This window comes from Streptomyces sp. NPDC041970 (assembly GCF_055588985.1).
Genome location: NZ_JBVJCD010000020.1, coordinates 21,076 through 39,262, shown reverse-complemented (window position 1 = coordinate 39,262; position 18,187 = coordinate 21,076). Strand labels below are relative to the sequence as shown.

Annotated in this window: 16 protein-coding genes; 9 read left to right on the top strand and 7 right to left on the bottom strand. The window is 75.6% G+C overall.

The annotated features are described in order from the left end of the window. Positions 1–23 precede the first annotated feature (23 nt). Positions 24–1,571, bottom strand: a complete 1,548-nt coding sequence (locus tag ACZ6EJ_RS13040) for a 3-hydroxyacyl-CoA dehydrogenase NAD-binding domain-containing protein (RefSeq protein ID WP_469266849.1) — start codon at positions 1,569–1,571, stop codon at positions 24–26. 319 nt (positions 1,572–1,890) lie between these two features. Here ACZ6EJ_RS13040 and ACZ6EJ_RS13035 point away from each other — a divergent pair, with 319 nt between their 5' ends. Beyond that, positions 1,891–3,111 carry an acetyl-CoA C-acetyltransferase gene (locus tag ACZ6EJ_RS13035; protein WP_469266848.1) on the top strand — a complete coding sequence of 407 codons (1,221 nt, stop codon included), beginning with the start codon at positions 1,891–1,893 and terminating at the stop codon, positions 3,109–3,111. Positions 3,112–3,163: 52 nt separating this feature from the next. Here ACZ6EJ_RS13035 and ACZ6EJ_RS13030 read toward each other — a convergent pair whose 3' ends face one another. Further along, positions 3,164–4,387, bottom strand: coding sequence for an FAD-dependent monooxygenase (locus ACZ6EJ_RS13030; protein WP_469266847.1), 1,224 nt, complete (start codon positions 4,385–4,387; stop codon positions 3,164–3,166). 160 nt (positions 4,388–4,547) lie between these two features. Next, complete coding sequence (locus ACZ6EJ_RS13025) at positions 4,548–5,153, bottom strand: chaplin (RefSeq protein ID WP_469266846.1); 606 nt, start codon at positions 5,151–5,153, stop codon at positions 4,548–4,550. A gap of 696 nt (positions 5,154–5,849) precedes the next feature. Between ACZ6EJ_RS13025 and ACZ6EJ_RS13020 the strand changes: the two genes are divergently transcribed. From ACZ6EJ_RS13020 to ACZ6EJ_RS13000, 5 genes are all read left to right on the top strand, one after another. Then, positions 5,850–6,083, top strand: a complete 234-nt coding sequence (locus ACZ6EJ_RS13020; RefSeq protein ID WP_469266845.1) for a chaplin — start codon at positions 5,850–5,852, stop codon at positions 6,081–6,083. Positions 6,084–6,272: 189 nt separating this feature from the next. Next, entirely contained in the window at positions 6,273–6,461 is a 189-nt protein-coding gene (locus ACZ6EJ_RS13015) for a hypothetical protein (protein ID WP_469266843.1), read from the top strand. A gap of 202 nt (positions 6,462–6,663) precedes the next feature. Further along, positions 6,664–7,236: a hypothetical protein gene (locus ACZ6EJ_RS13010; protein WP_469266842.1), complete on the top strand. Its 573-nt coding sequence runs from the start codon at positions 6,664–6,666 to the stop codon at positions 7,234–7,236. A gap of 237 nt (positions 7,237–7,473) precedes the next feature. Further along, positions 7,474–8,631, top strand: a complete 1,158-nt coding sequence (rsgA, locus tag ACZ6EJ_RS13005; RefSeq protein ID WP_469266840.1) for a ribosome small subunit-dependent GTPase A — start codon at positions 7,474–7,476, stop codon at positions 8,629–8,631. 76 nt (positions 8,632–8,707) lie between these two features. Beyond that, positions 8,708–10,156, top strand: a complete 1,449-nt coding sequence (locus tag ACZ6EJ_RS13000; RefSeq protein WP_469266839.1) for a DNA-3-methyladenine glycosylase 2 family protein — start codon at positions 8,708–8,710, stop codon at positions 10,154–10,156. On the opposite strand, the gene ACZ6EJ_RS12995 is transcribed toward ACZ6EJ_RS13000, so the two are convergent. Together ACZ6EJ_RS12995 and ACZ6EJ_RS12990 are read right to left on the bottom strand one after the other, a co-directional pair. After that, positions 10,081–10,563 carry a DUF456 domain-containing protein gene (locus ACZ6EJ_RS12995; protein WP_469266837.1) on the bottom strand — a complete coding sequence of 161 codons (483 nt, stop codon included), beginning with the start codon at positions 10,561–10,563 and terminating at the stop codon, positions 10,081–10,083. The two genes, ACZ6EJ_RS13000 and ACZ6EJ_RS12995, sit on opposite strands and share 76 nt — an antisense overlap. 67 nt (positions 10,564–10,630) lie before the next feature. Further along, positions 10,631–11,620, bottom strand: coding sequence for a helix-turn-helix domain-containing protein (locus tag ACZ6EJ_RS12990; RefSeq protein WP_469266835.1), 990 nt, complete (start codon positions 11,618–11,620; stop codon positions 10,631–10,633). Positions 11,621–11,927: 307 nt separating this feature from the next. Here ACZ6EJ_RS12990 and ACZ6EJ_RS12985 point away from each other — a divergent pair, with 307 nt between their 5' ends. The 3 genes from ACZ6EJ_RS12985 (at position 11,928) to ACZ6EJ_RS12975 (ending at position 15,901) form a co-directional block, all read left to right on the top strand. Beyond that, positions 11,928–13,373, top strand: coding sequence for a protein phosphatase 2C domain-containing protein (locus ACZ6EJ_RS12985; RefSeq protein WP_469266834.1), 1,446 nt, complete (start codon positions 11,928–11,930; stop codon positions 13,371–13,373). A 110-nt stretch (positions 13,374–13,483) separates the two neighbouring features. Further along, entirely contained in the window at positions 13,484–15,226 is a 1,743-nt protein-coding gene (locus tag ACZ6EJ_RS12980) for a pyruvate dehydrogenase (protein WP_469266833.1), read from the top strand. A gap of 312 nt (positions 15,227–15,538) precedes the next feature. Further along, complete coding sequence (locus ACZ6EJ_RS12975) at positions 15,539–15,901, top strand: ATP-binding protein (RefSeq protein WP_469266922.1); 363 nt, start codon at positions 15,539–15,541, stop codon at positions 15,899–15,901. 45 nt (positions 15,902–15,946) lie between these two features. On the opposite strand, the gene ACZ6EJ_RS12970 is transcribed toward ACZ6EJ_RS12975, so the two are convergent. After that, positions 15,947–17,038: a DUF2637 domain-containing protein gene (locus ACZ6EJ_RS12970; RefSeq protein ID WP_469266832.1), complete on the bottom strand. Its 1,092-nt coding sequence runs from the start codon at positions 17,036–17,038 to the stop codon at positions 15,947–15,949. Between the two features lie 192 nt (positions 17,039–17,230). After that, positions 17,231–18,079: a (2Fe-2S)-binding protein gene (locus ACZ6EJ_RS12965; RefSeq protein ID WP_469266831.1), complete on the bottom strand. Its 849-nt coding sequence runs from the start codon at positions 18,077–18,079 to the stop codon at positions 17,231–17,233. Positions 18,080–18,187 lie beyond the last annotated feature (108 nt).

Here is an 18,187-nt window from a genome sequence, read left to right as displayed (position 1 = left end):
GCCCCGGCCCCCGCACGGCGCGCTCAGCCCAGGCAGTCCGCGGGCGCGGTGCCCGGATCGGTCAGCGCGAGGCCCAGCGCGGCCCGTTCGGCGAGCCAGCGCGTCGGGCGGTGGCGCGGATCGCCGGTCGCCGCGTGCAGGGCCCGCTGGAGCGCCAGCATCCGTACGGCCCCGACGCGTTCGCCCCACGCCAGCGGCCCGGCCGGATAGCCGAGCCCCGCGGTCACCGCCCCGTCGACGTCGGCGGGCACGGCGAGCGAGCGCTCCGCGATCGAGCAGCCGACCGAGACGACGGAGGACAGCAGGCGCTGCGCCACCGTGCCCGCGGTGTCCCGCACCACCGACACCGCGTACGGCTCCCCGTCGGCACCCCGCGCCAGCACCGCCCGCGCGTCACGGGCCGCCGCCGGGTCGGCCGCGGGCGTCACCGCGAGCACCCGGCGGCGTCCGGCGGCGGGCAGCACCTCGACGCCGAACGTCCGCTCACGGGGCAGCCCTTCCGCCGCGACCGCCGACGACACCGGTGAGCCCCACACCGGAACCAGAACCACCGCCCCCGCCGACGGCCCCCCGCCCCGCTCCAGACGGCACCCCGCCGCCTCCAGCGCACCGGCCAGGGCCTGTTCGTACGCGGCGGTCTCCCGCCCCCGGCCCGCCGCCAGGAACACCGGGCGCCCGCCGTCGCCGGTGACCGCGCTCTCCGGCGCGGGGCCGGACGCCCCCTCGCCGTACGCGTACCAGCCCCGGCCCGTCTTGCGGCCGTGCAATCCGGCCGCCACCCGGTTCGGGGTGAGGAAGGAGGGGCGCAGCCGGTCCTCCCCGCGGAAGCCCTCCCAGACCGCGTCGATCACCGCGGCGGTCACGTCCAGCCCGGTCAGGTCCATCAGCTCGAACGGGCCCATCCGCAGCCCCAGCACGTCCCGCGCGATCCGGTCGATCCCCGCCGGGTCCGCCACCGACTCCTCCAGCAGCGCCAGCGCCTCGGTGACCAGCCCGCGCCCGGCGTGGTTGACCAGGAAGCCGGGGGTGTCCGCCACCACGACCGCCCGGTGGCCGCACCCCTCCACCAACCCGGTCAGCAGGGCGGGGATCTCGGGGCGGGTGGCCGCCCCCGGCACCACCTCGACGATCCTCATGAGCGGCACCGGGTTGAAGAAGTGCAGCCCGGCCAGGCGCGAGGGGTCCTGGAGCGCCGCGGCGATCCGCGTCACCGACAGCGAGGAGGTGTTGGTGGCGAACACGGCGGCCGGGGGCAGCGCCCGCTCCAGCCTGCCGAACACCTCGGCCTTGGTCTCCAGGTCCTCCCGTACCGCCTCGACGGCCAACTCCACCTCCGGGCCCGGCGCCCACGGGTCGGTGAGCGGCACCAGCCGCGCCACGGCCCCGTTCCGGTCGGCGGCGGACATCCGGCCCTTGGCGACCGCCCGGTCCAGCATCGCGGCGACGAAGTCCCGCGCCTGCGCCACCGCCTCGGGCCGCACGTCGCCCAGTTCGACGGTGTGTCCGCCGCAGGCCGCCCACTGGGCGATGCCGCGGCCCATGGCCCCGGCTCCGATGATCCTGATACGCATGGCGGTGGGCTCCTTCGACGCGGGTGGACACGGTTCGATCGGACATCCTCGCGCAGGAGCCGCGGCGGCGGGCGGGTCCGCCGGCACGACCGGTCCGCGGCCGTCCGACGCGGGACGCCCCGACGTGCCGGGCCCGTTGATCGTCGGCCCCCGCCGCAATAGGGTCGTACGCCGGACGACCCGCCCGACCGGATGCGACCGGCCGCGCGTGCGGCGCGTACCGGGCGCGTCCGGCGGTGCCGGGGGTCGCCCAGCCATCGGACGCGAAGGCCGTCCGGCCGACCGATGCCCGCCCGCCGCCCCGGAGGAAGGCCCCACCGTGTCGCTCGACGTCGTCATCTGCGAACCCCTGCGCACCCCCATCGGCCGGTTCGGCGGGGCGTTCGCCCAGCAGACCCCGGCCGCCCTCGCCGCCCGCGTCGTCGCGGAGGTCGTCGCCCGCACCGGCGTCGACCCCGACCGGATCGACGAGGTGATCCTCGGCCACTCCTACCCGACCAGCGAGGCCCCCGCCATCGGCCGGGTCGCCGCGCTGGACGCCGGGCTGCCCGCCACCGTCACCGGCTCCCAGGTCGACCGCCGCTGCGGCTCCGGGCTCCAGGCGGTCCTGGACGCGGCGATGCAGATCCGGGCCGGGTTCAGCGACGTCGTCATCGCGGGCGGCGTCGACGTGATGAGCGCGGCGCCCTACTACACGCACGACGGGCGCTGGGGCATCAAGGGCCCCGGACTCCAGCTCCACGACTCCCTGGCGCGGGGCCGCGTCACCGCGGGCGGGGTCAACCACCCGGTCCCCGGCGGCATGGTCGAGACGGCGGAGAACCTGCGCCGGGAGTACGGCATCAGCCGCGCCGACCAGGACGCCCTCGCCCTGCGCTCCCAGCGGCGGGCCGCCCGTGCGGCCGCCGAGGGCCGCTACGACGCGGAGATCGTCCCCGTCACCGTGCGCGGCCGTCGGGGCGAGACGGCCGTCACCGCCGACGAGCACCCCCGCCCCGACACCACCGCCGAACAACTCGCCGCGCTCCGGCCGGTGATGGCCGGGACCGACCCGGACGCCACCGTCACCGCGGGCAACGCCAGCGGCCAGAACGACGCGGCCGCGGCCTGCCTGGTGACCAGCGCCGAGACCGCCGAACACCTCGGCCTCACCCCGCTCGTCCGCCTCGTCTCCTTCGCCCGCGCCGGGGTCCCCGCCGCGACCATGGGCATCGCCCCCGTCGCCGCGACCCGCACGGCGCTCGACCGGGCCGGCCTCACCCTCGCCGACCTGGACCTGATCGAGCTGAACGAGGCGTTCGCCGCCCAGGTGCTCGCGTGCACGAGGGAGATGGGCCTCGGCGAGGCGGACCACGAGCAGCGGATCAACGTCAACGGCTCGGGCATCTCGCTGGGCCACCCGGTCGGCGCCACCGGCGCCCGCATCCTGGCCACGCTCACCCGCGAACTCCACCGCCGCGAGGCCCGCTACGGCCTGGAGACGATGTGCGTCGGCGGCGGCCAGGGCCTCGCCGCGGTCTTCGAACGCGTCGCGGACTGAGACCCGCCGAGCCGCGACCGCCCTACGGCCGGACGGTCCGCCACCCGGCCCCCTACGGCCGGCCGACCCGCTCGTCGTCCGCGTCCGGGCCGGCCGGCGCGGACGCCTCGCGGTCCTCCTCGTACAGCAGGTAGTGCCGGGTCCCGGCCAGCACCCCCCGGAACCAGGAGTCCACCTCCCGCTGGCCCATCGCCGCCCAGTCGGGAGTCTCCTCGACCTGCGCGCGCCCCAGTCGGCGGCCCAGCTCCACCACGCGCGCCCCCGCCGCCGTGCGCTCGTCCGCGTACCGCTCCAGCGCCGCGGCAACAGTCGGCCCCTCGCGCAGCACCCGTTCCAGACACAGGGCGTCCTGGAGGGCCTTGACCGCACCGCTGGCGGTGTGCGGCCTGCTCACCCCGGCCGCGTCCCCCGCGAGCAGCAGCGGCGCGCGGGCGGCCCGCGGGACCTGCACATCGGTGACCGGGTGGCAGACCTCGGCCCGGCGCTCGCCGCACCCGACCATGTCCGCCCACGCCGCCGGGAAGTGCTGCCGGGCCAGCTCGTGCACGTACGGCCCGGCCTCGGCCCCGGCGGGCGCCCGTCCGTAGACGGCGTACGCGAGCATCCGGCCGCCGTCCCGCGCGGCCCCCGGAATCAGATAGAAGATGCCGTGCCCGCCGGTGAAGCCCAGGGTCACCCACGCTTCGCGCAGCAGCGCCAGCTCCCGGGGGTGGTGGGCCAGGGCGCCGACCGGGATCGCACCGCGCCAGACCAGGTATCCGGCGGTCTCCGGCCGCAGGCCGGGGGCGAGCAGCGGCCGGGTGGCCGACGCGTGCCCGTCCGCCCCCACCACGAGGTCGTACGCCTCCTCGCCCCGCGCGGTGGCCGCCACCGCCCGCCCGGCGGCGTCCCGGCCGACCGAGGTCACCGGCCGCCCGCGCAGGTGCCGCGCCGCGTCGGCGGCGGTCCGCAACGACCGCCACAGCAGGCCCCAGTTGCAGGGGGTCACGGGGGACGGCTGCCGGGCCAGCTCCCGAGCGTCACGGCCGCCCGGCCGCCGGGTCAGCCAGACGCGCGTGGCCACCGGCGCCGTGGGCATCGCCGCGTCCAGGTACCCCGCCCCGACCAACTCCGCGTGCAGGGGCGGCGGGATGACGATGCCGAACCCCCGGTCCTGCAGCTCGGCGGCGCTCCGCTCGTACACGGTGACCCGCGCCCCCGCGCGCAGCCCCGCGACGGCTGCCGCGCACCCCGCGATGCTGCCGCCGATGACCCCGATGCGCAACGCGGTCGCCATCGTCCCGCCCCTTCCCGTCGTCGTGCGCCGACCCGCGCGGCTCGGCGCGGTACCGCATCGTCCCGCGCCGCGGGCCGCGGGGGACGCCGTACAGCACGAAAGGTCCGGCCGGACAGTCCTCACTGTCCGACCGGACCCTCATCGCGCACCGGCGCGTCGATCAGTCCCGCGCGTTACGGGCGCGGCGCATCATCACGGCCCCGCCGAGCAGCAGCGCGGCGCTCGCGCCGGCCGCCATGCCGAGGTCGGCGGCGCCGGTCTCGGCCAACTGCGGACCGTGGGCGCTGGCGACGGTCGTGTCGGAGCCGGGGGTGTCCGAGCCGGGGACGTCCGGGGTGCCGGGGGTTCCGGGAGTGCCGGGGGTCTCCGGGGTGCCGGTCGGCGGCTTGCTCACCGGCGGCTTGTCCACCGGCGGCTTGTCCACGGGGGGCTTGTCGACCGGCGGCTTGTCGACCGGGGGCTTGTCCACGGGCGGCTTGTCCACCGGGGGCTTGTCGACCGGCGGGTGGTCGTCCTTCGGGCCGTCGGTGTTCACGCACTTGTTGCCGAAAGCCGGGTTCAGCAGAGCGATCACGTTGACGGTGTTGCCGCACACGTTGACCGGGATGTGCACCGGCACCTGAACGGTGTTGCCCGAGGCCACCCCCGGCGAACCGACGGCAGCGCCCTCGGCCGACGCGTCGGCGTGCGCGGTGCCGCCGACCGCGGCCAGGAGGCCGGACGTGGCCGCCATGACGATGATGCTTCTGTTCAAGACCTGTCGCATTTACTTGCCCTTCCTTAGGACATTCGCGAGGACATCGCGTAGGTGCTTCGCGCGGAGTGCGGGGGAGCCATCGGGCGGAGCCGCTGCACAGCCGAATCCGGCGGGAAGCCAGGGTGGGACTCGTCAAACACATATGCGCGCTGGACGACTGCCATAACGACGCAGGGCCGCGCGGGAAACTCGGAGATGCGAAGAAAACGTGCGTTCACCCGAACGGGTGGCGCATATGCCACCCGCTCTCCCCGGCCCCCCGAGTGAGAAAAACGATTCAGCCTCAACTCGCACTTTTTCGTCGCACGTTGACGGTTCACCGTGCGGCTCTGCTGTCCGGGTGACCCGTCGGACCGGTCGATCCCCGTCCATCCGTTCGGCGCACCGGCCTGACGGCGTGTCCGCAATTTCTTCACGCGCGGGCGCGAGCGGGCGTGCGCAGGCGGCGGCACGCGCCTGCCCGCACGCCCGCCGTGCGCCGGTGTGATCCTGTGCGCCGCACCTCCACGCGAGCGCCGGAGAGCAGGGCGCCCGCACCGGCGTTGCGTCATTCGAGCGGTTCCGTCGAATCCTTTTCCTCGGCAGTTTCGATTCCGCTCGGGTTTCGTTACCCATGGCAACGTCGGAGTCACGAGCGATCACCATCCGGCTCGGGCGGCACGACAGTCGTGCCGCGTCGGACTCCGCCGAGGAAAGGGACGAAGAGTGAAGTACACCAAGATTGCCGCCGTCGCCGCCGGTACCCTCATGGCGGTGGGCACCGCCGCACCGGCCATGGCCGACTCGGGCGCCCAGGCTGTCGCCGCCCACTCGCCGGGCGTGCTCTCCGGGAACATCCTGCAGCTCCCGATCCACATCCCGCTCAACATCTGCGGCAACACCGTCAACGTGATCGGTGTGCTGAACCCGGCCTTCGGCAACACCTGCGTCAACAAGTGAGCATCTGACCGGCAGGGCACGCGCCCGGACCGGTCCGGCCCCGGACGGCGATCGCCGTCCGGGGCCTTTCACGTGTCACGCCGGACGGGCGGTGCGCGGGGGCGCGCCCGGCGCACCGCCCGCCCCCGCGTTGGGCCGGATGCCCCACAACCGGCTGACGATGCGGGCCCGCGGGGGTAAAGGCCCCGCATGAACCCGTACGACAGTCAGCCTCCGCAGGACGGGGAGCAGCCTCCATCGGGCGGCACCCCCATCTACGACCGGCTCGTCGCCGAGTGGCGGGCGGCGGCCGCCCGCGCCCCCCTGCCCGCCTCCCCCCGCCGCGCCGGCGGGCTCGTCCCGGCGGCCCGCACCTCCGCCGAGGCGGCCGGCGGCTGAGCGCCCGCACGGGCCCCCGGCCGTGAGCCCCCACACCATCGGGTGACGCGGCTCGGCCGGACGGGTGGCGCCGGCCGGCGGGCCGTGCCGCCGACGCGGCCGGTGCCCCAGGATCGACGCCGCCGCCTCCGGCGGCAGGTGCGTCGACCGCGTCGGTGCCGTGCGAACGGCACGACCACGGCTGTTCGAGGAGACCCCTCCCATGCGTTCACGCTTCATCGCCGTCCTGGCCGCCACGACCGCCGCCGCAGCGGCACTCGTCCAACCCGCCCACGCCGCCCCGATCGCCGACGGGGTCTACCGGTTCGCTTCCCTCCGCGACGGCCAGTGCCTGGTCTGGCCCACCCCGGCCGGAAGCGTCGGCGCGGTGTCGCTGGGCTCCTGCGCCGGCACCGCCTCCGCCTCCGCCGACTGGCAGGTGCGGCGGCGCGCCAACGGAACGATGGAGGTCTCCGCGACCGGCTCGAACCCGCGCGTCTGTCTGCGCCTGACCTCGCACCACCGCGTGATGGTCGGCGACGTCTGCGGCGACCGGTTCGCCGAGTGGACCGTCTCCTCCGGTTCCGCCGGGCCCGGCAGCACGGTGTGGGCCGACATCGAGCACACCCCCGGCGACCACTCCGGCTCCTGGGGGAGGCTGGTGGACAGCCCCGACGTCACCGGTCGGATCGTGGTGCGGCAGGCCCCCGCCGAGCCGCACTACTGGGCCTTGCACCAGGTCGGGCAGTCGGGGCCGTCGGGCACCGCCCCGGCCCCGAACGAGCCGCCCCGGTAAACCGGTTGACGCTCCCCTCGGGGGCCGGGCTAGGGTGACCCCGTTCCGCACGCCGCAGGGTGCGTGCGGACCGGAGTCCCGAGGAACCAGGAGGTGAGGACATTGATGACTGTCGTTGCGATGGGCACTGCCCCCAACCGGAAGAGCATCGTCCCCACCCCCGTGGCCACCGGCTGACCCACCTCACGACTGTCGCGCCGAACGCGCGTGCCGGGGCCACCCTGTGAAGGGTTTCCCTTGTCTTTCTCCCTCTCCTCCCTCCCGTCCTCCTCGCATCCCCTGGCCCCGTACGGCTGGGACGATGCTTGGGCGGCCTCCTTCTCCCCGTACGCCGAACAGGGACTCCTGCCGGGACGCGTGGTGCGGGTCGATCGCGGCCAGTGCGACGTGATCACCGCCGACGGCCCGGTCCGCGCCGACACCGCGTTCGTGGTGCCGCGCGACCCGATGCGCGTCGTGTGCACCGGCGACTGGGTGGCGCTCGACGCGGGCGGCGACCCCCGGTTCGTCCGTACGCTGCTGCCGCGCCGCACCGCCTTCGTCCGCTCGACCTCCTCCCAGCGGTCCGAGGGGCAGGTGCTCGCCACCAACGTCGACCACATCGCCGTCTGCGTCTCGCTCGCCGTCGAACTGGACCTCGGACGCCTCGAGCGCTTCCTCGCGCTCGCCCTGTCCAGCTCCAGCGGCGCCGCCCTGCTCGACGAGGGGAGCGGCCCCGAGCAGGCGCGTCGGCCCGAGCCGATCGTGCTGCTCACCAAGGCCGACCTGGTGCCCGACGCGGCCACCGTGTCCCACCTCGCCCAGGACGTCGAGGCCGTCGCCCCCGGCGTCCAGGTGCTGCCCGTCAGCTCCGCCACGGGCGAGGGGCTCGACGTGTTCGAGGCCGTCGCCTCCGGCGGCACGAGCGTGCTGCTCGGCGTCTCCGGCGCGGGCAAGTCCACCCTGGCCAACACGCTCCTCGGCCGGGACGTGATGGAGGTGGCGGCCGCACGGGAGGTCGACGGCAAGGGCCGGCACACCACCACCACCCGCAACCTCCTGCTCCTGCCGCACGGCGGCGTCCTCATCGACACCCCCGGACTGCGCGGAGTGGGCCTGTACGACGCCGGGGAGGGCGTCGGCGAGGTGTTCTCCGAGATCGAGGAGCTGGCCGAGCGGTGCCGGTTCCACGACTGCTCGCACGAGGCGGAGCCGGGATGCGCCGTGCTCGGCGCGCTGGCGGACGGTAGCCTCCCCGAGCGCCGCCTGGACAGCTACCGCAAGCTGCTCCGCGAGAACCAGCGGATCGTCGCCAAGACCGACGCCCGGATGCGCTCGGAGATCCTGCGCGACTGGAAGCGCAGGAGCGCCGAGGGGCGGGCGGCGATGCAGGCCAAGCGGGGCCGGGTGCGGTAGCCGCCGGCCCGCCCCGGCCTCGGCGTCCGAAAACCGCGAGTGCGGCAGTGGGAGCTGCCGCACACTGGACGGTGTGATGGACGAACGCACCAGGTACGAGGCGGTGAGCAGCCGCGACGCGCGCTTCGACGGAGAGTTCTTCTTCGCCGTCGTCACCACCGGCGTCTACTGCCGGCCGAGCTGCCCCGCCGTCACCCCCAAGCGCGCCAACGTGCGCTTCTACCCCACCGCTGCGGCCGCCCAGGCGAACGGCTTCCGGGCCTGCCGCCGCTGCCGCCCGGACGCCGTGCCCGGCTCCGCCGCCTGGAACGTCCGCGCCGACGTCGTCGGCCGCGCCATGCGGCTCATCGGCGACGGCGTGGTGGACCGCGAAGGCGTCCCCGGCCTCGCCGGGCGGCTCGGCTACAGCGCCCGGCAGCTCCAGCGCCAGCTCAACGCCGAGCTGGGCGCCGGGCCCGTCGCCCTGGCCCGCGCCCAGCGCTCCCACACCGCGCGGGTCCTCCTCCAGACCACCGGGCTGCCCGTCACCGAGATCGCCTTCGCCGCCGGGTTCGCCAGCGTGCGGCAGTTCAACGACACCGTCCGCCGGATCTACGCCCGCACCCCCAGCGCCCTGCGCGCCGAGGCCGCGACCGGGCTCGGCGGCGGGCATCGCGACAGCGCGCGGGCCGGCGTCCCGCTGCGCCTCGCCCACCGGGGACCGTACGCCGCGTCCGCCGTGTTCGACCTGCTGGCGGCGGAGGCGGTCCCCCGGATCGAGGAGGTGGTGGGAGCCCCCGGACGGCGCACCTACCGGCGCACCCTGCGACTGCCCTACGGGACCGGGCTGGTCGCGGTCGACGAGTCCTCGCCCGGCCCCTGGCTGGAGGCCCGTATCCACCTCGCCGACCTGCGCGACCTGACCACCGCCGTCCAGCGGCTGCGCCGCCTCCTCGACCTGGACGCCGACCCGTACGCGATCGACGAGACCCTGGCCGCCGACCCCCGGCTCGCCCCCCTGGTCGCCGCCCGCCCCGGCCTGCGCTCGCCGGGCGCGGCGGACCCCGAGGAGGCCGCCGTACGGACGCTGGTGGGGAGCGGGCGCGCCGGGGAGCTCGTGGAGCGTTACGGGAAGGCGCTCGACGCGCCGTGCGGCGGGCTCACCCACGTGTTCCCCGAGGCGGACGCGCTCGCCGCCTCGGCCGAGGACCCCGTCCTGCGCTCCCTGGCCGCCGCGCTCGCCGACGGGCGGCTGCGGCTGGACGCCGGGGCCGACCGGGACGAGGCGGAGCGCACGCTGCTGGCACTGGCCGGGATCGACCGGCGCACCGCCGCGCTGATCCGGATGCGGGCCCTCGGGGACCCGGACGTGGACCCCGACGGGACGCCGGGGGCGGAGCGGTGGCGGCCCTGGCGCTCGTACGCCGTACGCCACCGGGAGGCGGCCCGGCGCCGACCGGCCCGCGCGGGTCAGCCCCAGAGCACCGCGCCCAACCAGGCCCCCGCCACCAGCAGGCAGGCGAACAGCTCCGCCAGCACCGCGTAGCCCGTGGTCCGCAGCACCGAGCGCACCGACGCCCAGGCCGCGCCGCGGCTGCCCAGCCGCAGCCGCTCCGCGCCGAAGACCGCCCCCACGTATCCGAGGACAGCGCCCACCACGGGCACCAGGAAGAACCCGGCGATCGCCGCGAGCCCGCCGAGCACGAGGGTCCGGCGCGGCGCCCCCGCGTCGTTCGGGCGGCGCGGCGGCAGCAGCGGTCTGACGGCCTGGTTCAGCAGCAGCAGGGCCGTCGCGCCGATCAGGACGCCCCACGCCGTCGGGGTCATGTCCGTCAGCGCCCACCACAGCACCGCCGACCAGACGATCGCCTGGCCGGGGACGCCCGGCGCCAGCACGCCGACCAGGCCCAGCAGCATGACCAGGCCCACGCCGACGAGCTGCCACACACTCATCCAGCCAGCCTGCCGCAGAGCGCACCGCCGCGCCCGTCCGCGCGTTCCGGCCGCCGCCCCCGCGTGCTCAGGAGGACGCGGTGCGGGCCACCCAGCCCCGTTCGTAGGCGTGCCAGCCCAACTGCAGGCGGGTCGAGACGCCCGCCAGCTCCATCAGCCCCTTCACCCGGCGCTGCACGGTCCGCAACCCCAGATCCAGGTGCTTGGCCACCCGGGCGTCGGTCAGCCCGGCCAGCAGCAGCGACAGGATCTCCAGGTCGGTCGGGTCGGGCCCCGCCCCGTCCTCGCACACCCCGCCCTGCCCGCCCAGCCGCAGCGGCATCGCCTCCCGCCAGACGGCCTCGAACAGCCCCGCCAGCGTCTCCAGCAGTCCGCCGGCGTGCACCACCAGGGCGGCGGGCTCCGCCCCGCGCCCGGTCAGCGGGACCATCGCCAGGCTCCCGTCGGCGACGACCAGCCACGTCGGCACCCGGTCCACGACCCGGCACCGCGCCTGGCGGCCCAGCGCCGCCGACAGCTCCGCGATCCCCGACGGCCGCGCCAGCATCTCGCGCTCGACCACCACCCGGTGGGCCGCCCCGTGCGGGGCCGCCCGCTCCTCGGGCTGGTCCTCCCTCCCGGTCAGCGCGTCCGGCGCCCCGGTGACCAGGGCGCACACCTCCGACACCGCCGCCGACCGCACCTGGTGGAGGCGCCGGGCGACCGCGCCCGCCCCCGTCACCACCTCGACCAGGTCGTGCACCGCCGGCTCTCCCGCCTCCGCCCGGTACTCCTTGGCCAGCAGCGCGGACGCCGACTCCGCCTGCTCCAGCTCGCGCCGCTGCTGGACCAGCAGCGCGCCCAGCGCCACGTCCGGCGGGGCCGCCACCCAGCGGCCCGGCCGGGCCGACGACCGGGCGGCCAGGCCCCACTGCTCCAACCGGCGCAGCACCCGCTCGGCATCCGCCTCGGCGAGCGCCGAGCGGTGCGCGAGATCGGTGAGCTCCGCGGCACCCACCGCGACGAGCACGCGGTAGACGGCTTCCTGCCTCGCGTCGAGACCTATGGCCCCCAGCATTCTCCGACCCTCCCCAGGGGTGTGGCGACCGCCCGGCGCGGCGCCCCCGCCCGCGGGCCCCGCGCGGCGGAAATGGGCCACGGCGCGATCCCGCCGCCTCCATCATCCCCCGTGCCTCCGGCCGTTCCGCCTCGGCGGCCGTCGTCGCCGTCCCGCGCCCCCGTCGCCCGCACCGGGCGCAGGCCCCCCACGAGCCGACCCTCCCGGCCGCCCCGCCCTCCGGGGCGAGCCGCCCGGCGCACCATTTTTCCCGGCCGCTTTCGGGATGCCGCGCCCCCTCGGGGCCCTCGCCGTGGACAATATGGGCATGAGTCAGCAGGGGGAGAAGCCCGCCGCCCACGAGGACGACTGGTGGCGCGAGCTGTACGACGAGACCGCGCCGGACACCGGGCCCAGCAGCGCGGCCGACAGCCTCGACGACCGCTTCGACTCCGTGTCGGACGCGGTCAGTCGCCCGGCGGGCGACCACCCGGACCCGCACGGGGCCGCGCGGGACGCGGAGGCGGCGGCCGCCGCGGACCCGGAGGCCGACGCGGCCCCCGCGGTGCCGGACCCGCGCACGGCGCGGGGCCCGTACGTCCGGCCCGAGCCCGGTCCCGAGCCCGAGCCCGAGCCCGGCCGGGCCGAGCCGCCCGGCGCCCCCGTGCCCGAACCCCGGACCGCGCAGCCGCCCCCCGCCCCGCCCCGCACCACCGTCTTCCCGGCCCCCTGGGAGCAGCCCGCCGGGCGGTCCGGACCGCGCACGTTCGCCGCACCCCGGCCCCCCGCGCCCGCCCCGGCCGCCGTCGACGGTCCGGAGGCGCGACCGGTCGTCGGACGCGTCGGAGAGCCCGGCCGCGCCGTCGAGCCCGCCGCCCTGCCCGCCGCCACACCGCAGACCGTGGACGGGCTGGTCCCCGACACCGTCCTGGACGGCGCGCGCTACGGGACGTACACCCTGCGCGCCGCCTCCGTACGGGGCGACTCCGCCCGCCTCCGCGGCGAGACCCGGCGCGACGCGCTGCTCACCGCCCGCTTCGGGGCCGACGAGCACGCCCTCGTCCTCGTCGCCGTCGCGGGCGGCGCGCGGGCGAGCGAGGCCGCCCACCTCGCCGCGGCCGACGCGTGCCGGTGGATCGGCGCGGCCGTCGCCCGCAGCCACGCCCGGCTCTCCGAGGACATAAGGGCGGGCCGCCGGGGCGACCTCAAGTCGGGGCTGCACCGGCTCACCGACCGCACCTACGGCAGGCTGCGCGCCCGCGCCGCCGAACTGGGCGTGAAACCCGCCGAGTACACCGCGAGCCTGCGCTGCCTGCTGCTCCCCGCCGACCCCGCCTGCCGCACCCGGATCTTCTTCGGCGTGGGAAGCGGCGGCCTCTTCCGGCTCCGCGACGGCCTCTGGCAGGACCTGGAGCCCCTCACCCCCGAGAGCGGGGCCGCGTGGGCGGCGGGCGGCCGGCCGGAGGAGTCGGACGGGGGCCGGCCGACCCTGGACCTCCACATCACGACGCCGCCGTCCCCGCACATCGGCAGCCCCCCGCCCGCCGAGCGCTTCCGCTTCCGGGCCTCCGTGGCGCGCCCCGGCGACACGCTGCTCCTGTGCGGAGACGGGCTCGCCGAGCCGATGCGCGGCGCGTCCGGGTTCCCCGAGGAGCTGGCCCGGCGCTGGGGGAGCGCCGGGCCGCCGGGGCTGCCCGCCTTCCTCGCCGACGCCCAGCTCCGGACCGAGGGGTACGCCGGCGACCGCACCTGCGCCGCGGTCTGGGAGGCGTAACCGCGCCCGCCGTGGGTTGATGGACTTCGGGGCCCGCCCTACGGGGTTTCGGGCTCCGAAGTCCGGACAGCCGACGTGCACGGAGCACGGGCAGCGAAGGGTGCGCATCCATGGCCAAGCAGAACGTGGCGGAGCAGTTCGTCGACATCCTCGTCAGGGCCGGCGTCAAACGCCTGTACGGAGTCGTCGGCGACAGCCTGAACCCCGTCGTGGACGCCATCCGGCGCAACTCCGCCATCGACTGGATCCACGTCCGCCACGAGGAGACCGCCGCCTTCGCGGCCGGGGCGGAGGCCCAGGTCACCGGCTCGTTGGCGGCCTGCGCCGGCTCCTGCGGCCCCGGTAACCTCCACCTGATCAACGGCCTGTACGACGCCCACCGCTCCATGGCGCCGGTGCTGGCGCTCGCCTCGCACATCCCCTCGGGCGAGATCGGCCTCGGCTACTTCCAGGAGACCCATCCGGAGCTGCTGTTCCAGGAGTGCAGCCACTACAACGAGATGATCTCCAACCCCCAGCAGATGCCGAGGCTGCTCCAGACGGCCATCCAGCACGCGATCGGGCGCGGCGGGGTCAGCGTCGTCACGATGCCCGGCGACATCGCGTCCGAACCGGCCCCCGAGAAGAGCATCGAGCACGCGCTCGTCACCACGCGGCCCACCGTGCGCCCCGGTGACGAGGAGATCGACAAGCTCTGCCGGATGGTGGACAAGGCCAAACGGGTGACCCTGTTCTGCGGCAGCGGCACCGCCGGGGCGCACGCCGAGGTGATGGCGTTCGCCGAGAAGGTCAAGGCACCGGTCGGGCACGCCCTGCGCGGCAAGGAGTGGATCCAGTACGACAACCCGTACGACGTCGGGATGAGCGGACTGCTCGGCTACGGCGCCGCGTACGAGGCGACCCACGAGTGCGACCTGCTGATCCTCCTGGGCACCGACTTCCCGTACAACGCCTTCCTCCCCGACGACGTGAAGATCGTGCAGGTCGACGTGCGCCCCGAGCGCCTGGGCCGCCGCTCCAAGCTCGACCTCGCCGTCTGGGGCGACGTGCGCGAGACGCTGCGCTGCCTGACGCCCCGCGTGCAGCCCAAGACCGACCGCAAGTTCCTCGACCGGATGCTGAAGAAGCACGCGAACGCCCTGGAGGGCGTGGTCAAGGCGTACACCCGCAAGGTCGACAAGCACGTGCCGATCCATCCCGAGTACGTCGCCTCGGTGCTGGACGAGACCGCGGACGAGGACGCGGTCTTCACCGTCGACACCGGGATGAACAACGTGTGGGCCGCCCGCTATCTCACCCCGAACGGCAGGCGGCGGGTGATCGGCTCGTTCAGCCACGGCTCGATGGCCAACGCCCTGCCGCAGGCCATCGGCGCCCAGTTCACCGACCGGAACCGGCAGGTCGTCGCGATGTCCGGGGACGGCGGATTCTCCATGCTGATGGGCGACTTCCTCACCCTGGTGCAGTACGACCTGCCGGTGAAGGTGGTGCTGTTCAACAACTCCTCGCTCGGCATGGTGGAGTTGGAGATGCTGGTCGCCGGGCTCCCCTCGTACGGGACCACCAACAAGAACCCCGACTTCGCCGCCATCGCCCGCGCGGCCGGGGCCTACGGCGTACGGGTGGAGAAGCCCAAGCAGTTGCAGAGCGCGCTCAAGGACGCGTTCCGGCACAGGGGGCCCGCCCTGGTCGACGTCGTCACGGACCCCAACGCGCTCTCCATCCCCCCGAAGATCAGCGCCGACATGGTCACCGGCTTCGCCCTCTCCGCCAGCAAGATCGTGCTGGACGGCGGGGTGGGCCGCATGGTCCAGATGGCCCGCTCCAACCTGCGCAACGTGCCCCGTCCTTGAGGGCGCGCGGGCGTGCGCTGGGCCGGGCGGGGGCTGCGCCGTGCGGTGACGGCGTGCGCGGGTGGGGGTGATCCGTGCGCCCCTCGCCGCTCCCGACCGCTCACCTCGTGACGAGACGGCAAGCGTGCCGGGGCGCGTGCAGGGGCATCCATCCCGTGAGGCTGTTCGACGGGCGGCCGGAACAGAGGAGGTCGGTGCACTGTGCGGGCGGGGGAAATGACGAAAAGCCAGAAGAAGGCCGGGCTCGCCGAGGGGCGCGGCCCGCGGGCCAGGAGACCGGGGCAGGCGCAGCCGGCCCGGATGCGCCGCAGAGTGGGCCATACGGAGCGGTCGGCGGTGGGCGAGGTCCGCCGCGAGCTGCGGGAGTTCCTCCGGCACCGCACCGGACCGGAGCGGACGGACGCGGCGGAGCTGCTGGTGAGCGAGTTGGTGACCAACGCGCTGATCCACACCCGGCACGGGGCCGTGGTGACCGCCACGGCGACGCCCGCCACCCTCCGGGTGGAGGTTCAGGACTTCGAGGCGGACCTGCCCGCGCCGTACGTACCGAACGCCGACGACGGTACGCACGGCAGGGGCCTGATCCTGGTCCGGAGCCTGGCGGATGCCTGGGGAGTGGAGGCGCAGGCGCTGGGCAAGGTGGTCTGGTTCGAACTGCACGGCGAGCGGCGCTGAACGGCGCCCCGCGCCGGGGAGCGTGCGGGTCGGCGACCCGCACGCTCAGTTGAACTGCTGCTCCAGGTCCGTGAGTTTGCGTTCCAGGGAGTCGAGCCGGGGCAGCGCCTGGGTGTCGTCCTCGGCGGTGAGGTCGACGGTGTACGGATCACCCTCCCGGCCCGCACTCCTCGCGGTCGAGCCGTCCGCCGACCGCGTCGGGCCGACGGCTTGGAGGGACGGCCGGGAGCGCAGGGGCACGTGACCCGGCTCGGCTATGGCAGGCTCCACGGCGGGCGGCGCCTGCCCGCCCCCGGACGGTGCGAGCGCGGGCACGTCCACCTGGCCGCCCCGGCCGAGCCGCCCCCAGACCCGGTGCTGCCGGTTCAGGGCCTTGATGCGGGCCCGGTCCAGCTTCGCCTGGTCCCTTCTGCGCAGCCGCTCCAGCTCCCGCCTCCGGCGGTCCTCGCGCACCTCGTCCACCGCCTCGTCCAGCGTGCGCACGCCCTCCAGGAGCATCAGCGACCAGGCGCCGAAGGTCTCGCGGGGGGCCCGCAGCCACCTGACGATCCGGATCTGCGGCAACGGGCGGGGCACCAGGCCCTGTTCGCGGAGTGCGGCGCGGCGGGTCTGCTTCAGCGCGCGGTCGAAGAGCACCGCGGCCGAGAGGGACATGCCGGCGAAGAAGTGCGGAGCGCCCGCGTGGTCCATGCCCCGAGGGGCGTGCACCCAGTTGAACCAGGCGGCGGCCCCGGCGAACGTCCACACCAGCAGCCGCGAGCCGAGCGCCGCGTCGCCGTGGCTCGCCTCCCGTACGGCCAGCACGGAGCAGAACATCGCGGCGCCGTCGAGCCCGAACGGGACCAGGTACTCCCAGCCCCCGCTCAGGCTCAGGTTCTGCCGCCCGAAGCCGACGAGCCCGTGGAAGGAGAGCGCGGCGGCGACCGCCGCGCAGCAGAACAGCAGGAGGTACGAGGCGGTGGCGTACAGCGCCTCCTTGCGCCTGCGGCGCTCCTCGCCGCGTTCCCAGGAGTCGTCGGCCGCCGCCTTCGCGGCGGCACGCCTGCCGCGTGCGACCACCGCCACCGCCGCGATGACCCCCATGAGCAGCACGGCGGCCGGGAGCGGCCAGTCGAGTGGTATGTCGGTCAGTCTCATGCGTGGTCCCTTGCGTCACGGCGGGCGTTTCGTGCGCCATCGTGACGGAAGCGCCGTGACGCTCCGGGGGTTTCGGGACAAGAGCACGCCATGGGGGAGGCGGAGCCAACCGATGGGGGGAATCCGCGCGAACACCCGCCCGAGCCGGTCGAAATGTGTTCGACCGACTGTCCTCCGGACGGGCGGTGTGGATCAGGAGGCGGCCACGAGCCTGCGCACCCGGTCCGCGTCGCAGGTGCGCGGACAGGTCACACAGGTCGCGTCGGGGCGCAGCGTGTAGAAGAGGCAGCAACTGGCGCGGTCGCGCGTCGGCAGCGACTGGCCCTCGGGCCCGGTCAGCTCGCGGAACGCCGCCGCGCCGACGTACGGCTTCGTCGTGCCGGGGAGCAGCAGTTCCAGCTCGGCCATCGCGCGCCGCTCCTCGCCCATCAGGTGCGCGACGTACCACAGGCTCTCGACGATCTCGTCCGTCGCCATGCCCCACAGGGCCCGCTTGCCGCGCCGCATACGCGGCGCGAAGCCGTCCAGGACGGGGCCCAGGTGCTCGGCGAGCGAGGCCAGGACCTCGGCCCGCAGCGCCGCCTCGTCCGGGACCACGCGGGCGCCGGGGTGCGCGGCCGCCGGGTCGTCGGGCAGGCAGGCGAACTCCCGCACCCGCACCGCCAGACGCCCCGACGCCCGCTGGAAGGCGACGTCCTCGACGGGGACGCGGACCACCCGGCGCTGGAGGAACCAGGGCAGCGTCACCAGGAGGCAGGCGGGCCAGGCGTACCGGTGCAGCCCGAAGCCGGCCACCACGTCCGGGCGGGCCCTGCGGCCGTAGTCGCGCAGCACCTGGGCGTCGTCGGTGGCGAGGAAGGCGTCCACCGCGTCGCCGCCGGCCGCCAGCTCGGCCGCGCCGACCCAGCCCGCACCGGACGGGGCGACGGCGTCGCCGTCGAGCACGTCGGCGCGCAGGCCGGGGAAGACCTGGGTCAGCCGGTCGTACGCGGCGGTCACGGGAGGCGCCGGGGCGTCGGTGAACGACGGGGAGAGGGTCATGCAGGACCACCGAATCGGGATCGTTTGCAGGTAAGGCTAACCTTACCCGACGCCATCGATGTGTGAACTGCGCCCTTCTCCCTCTATCGTGCACAGCGGGGTCGGCGT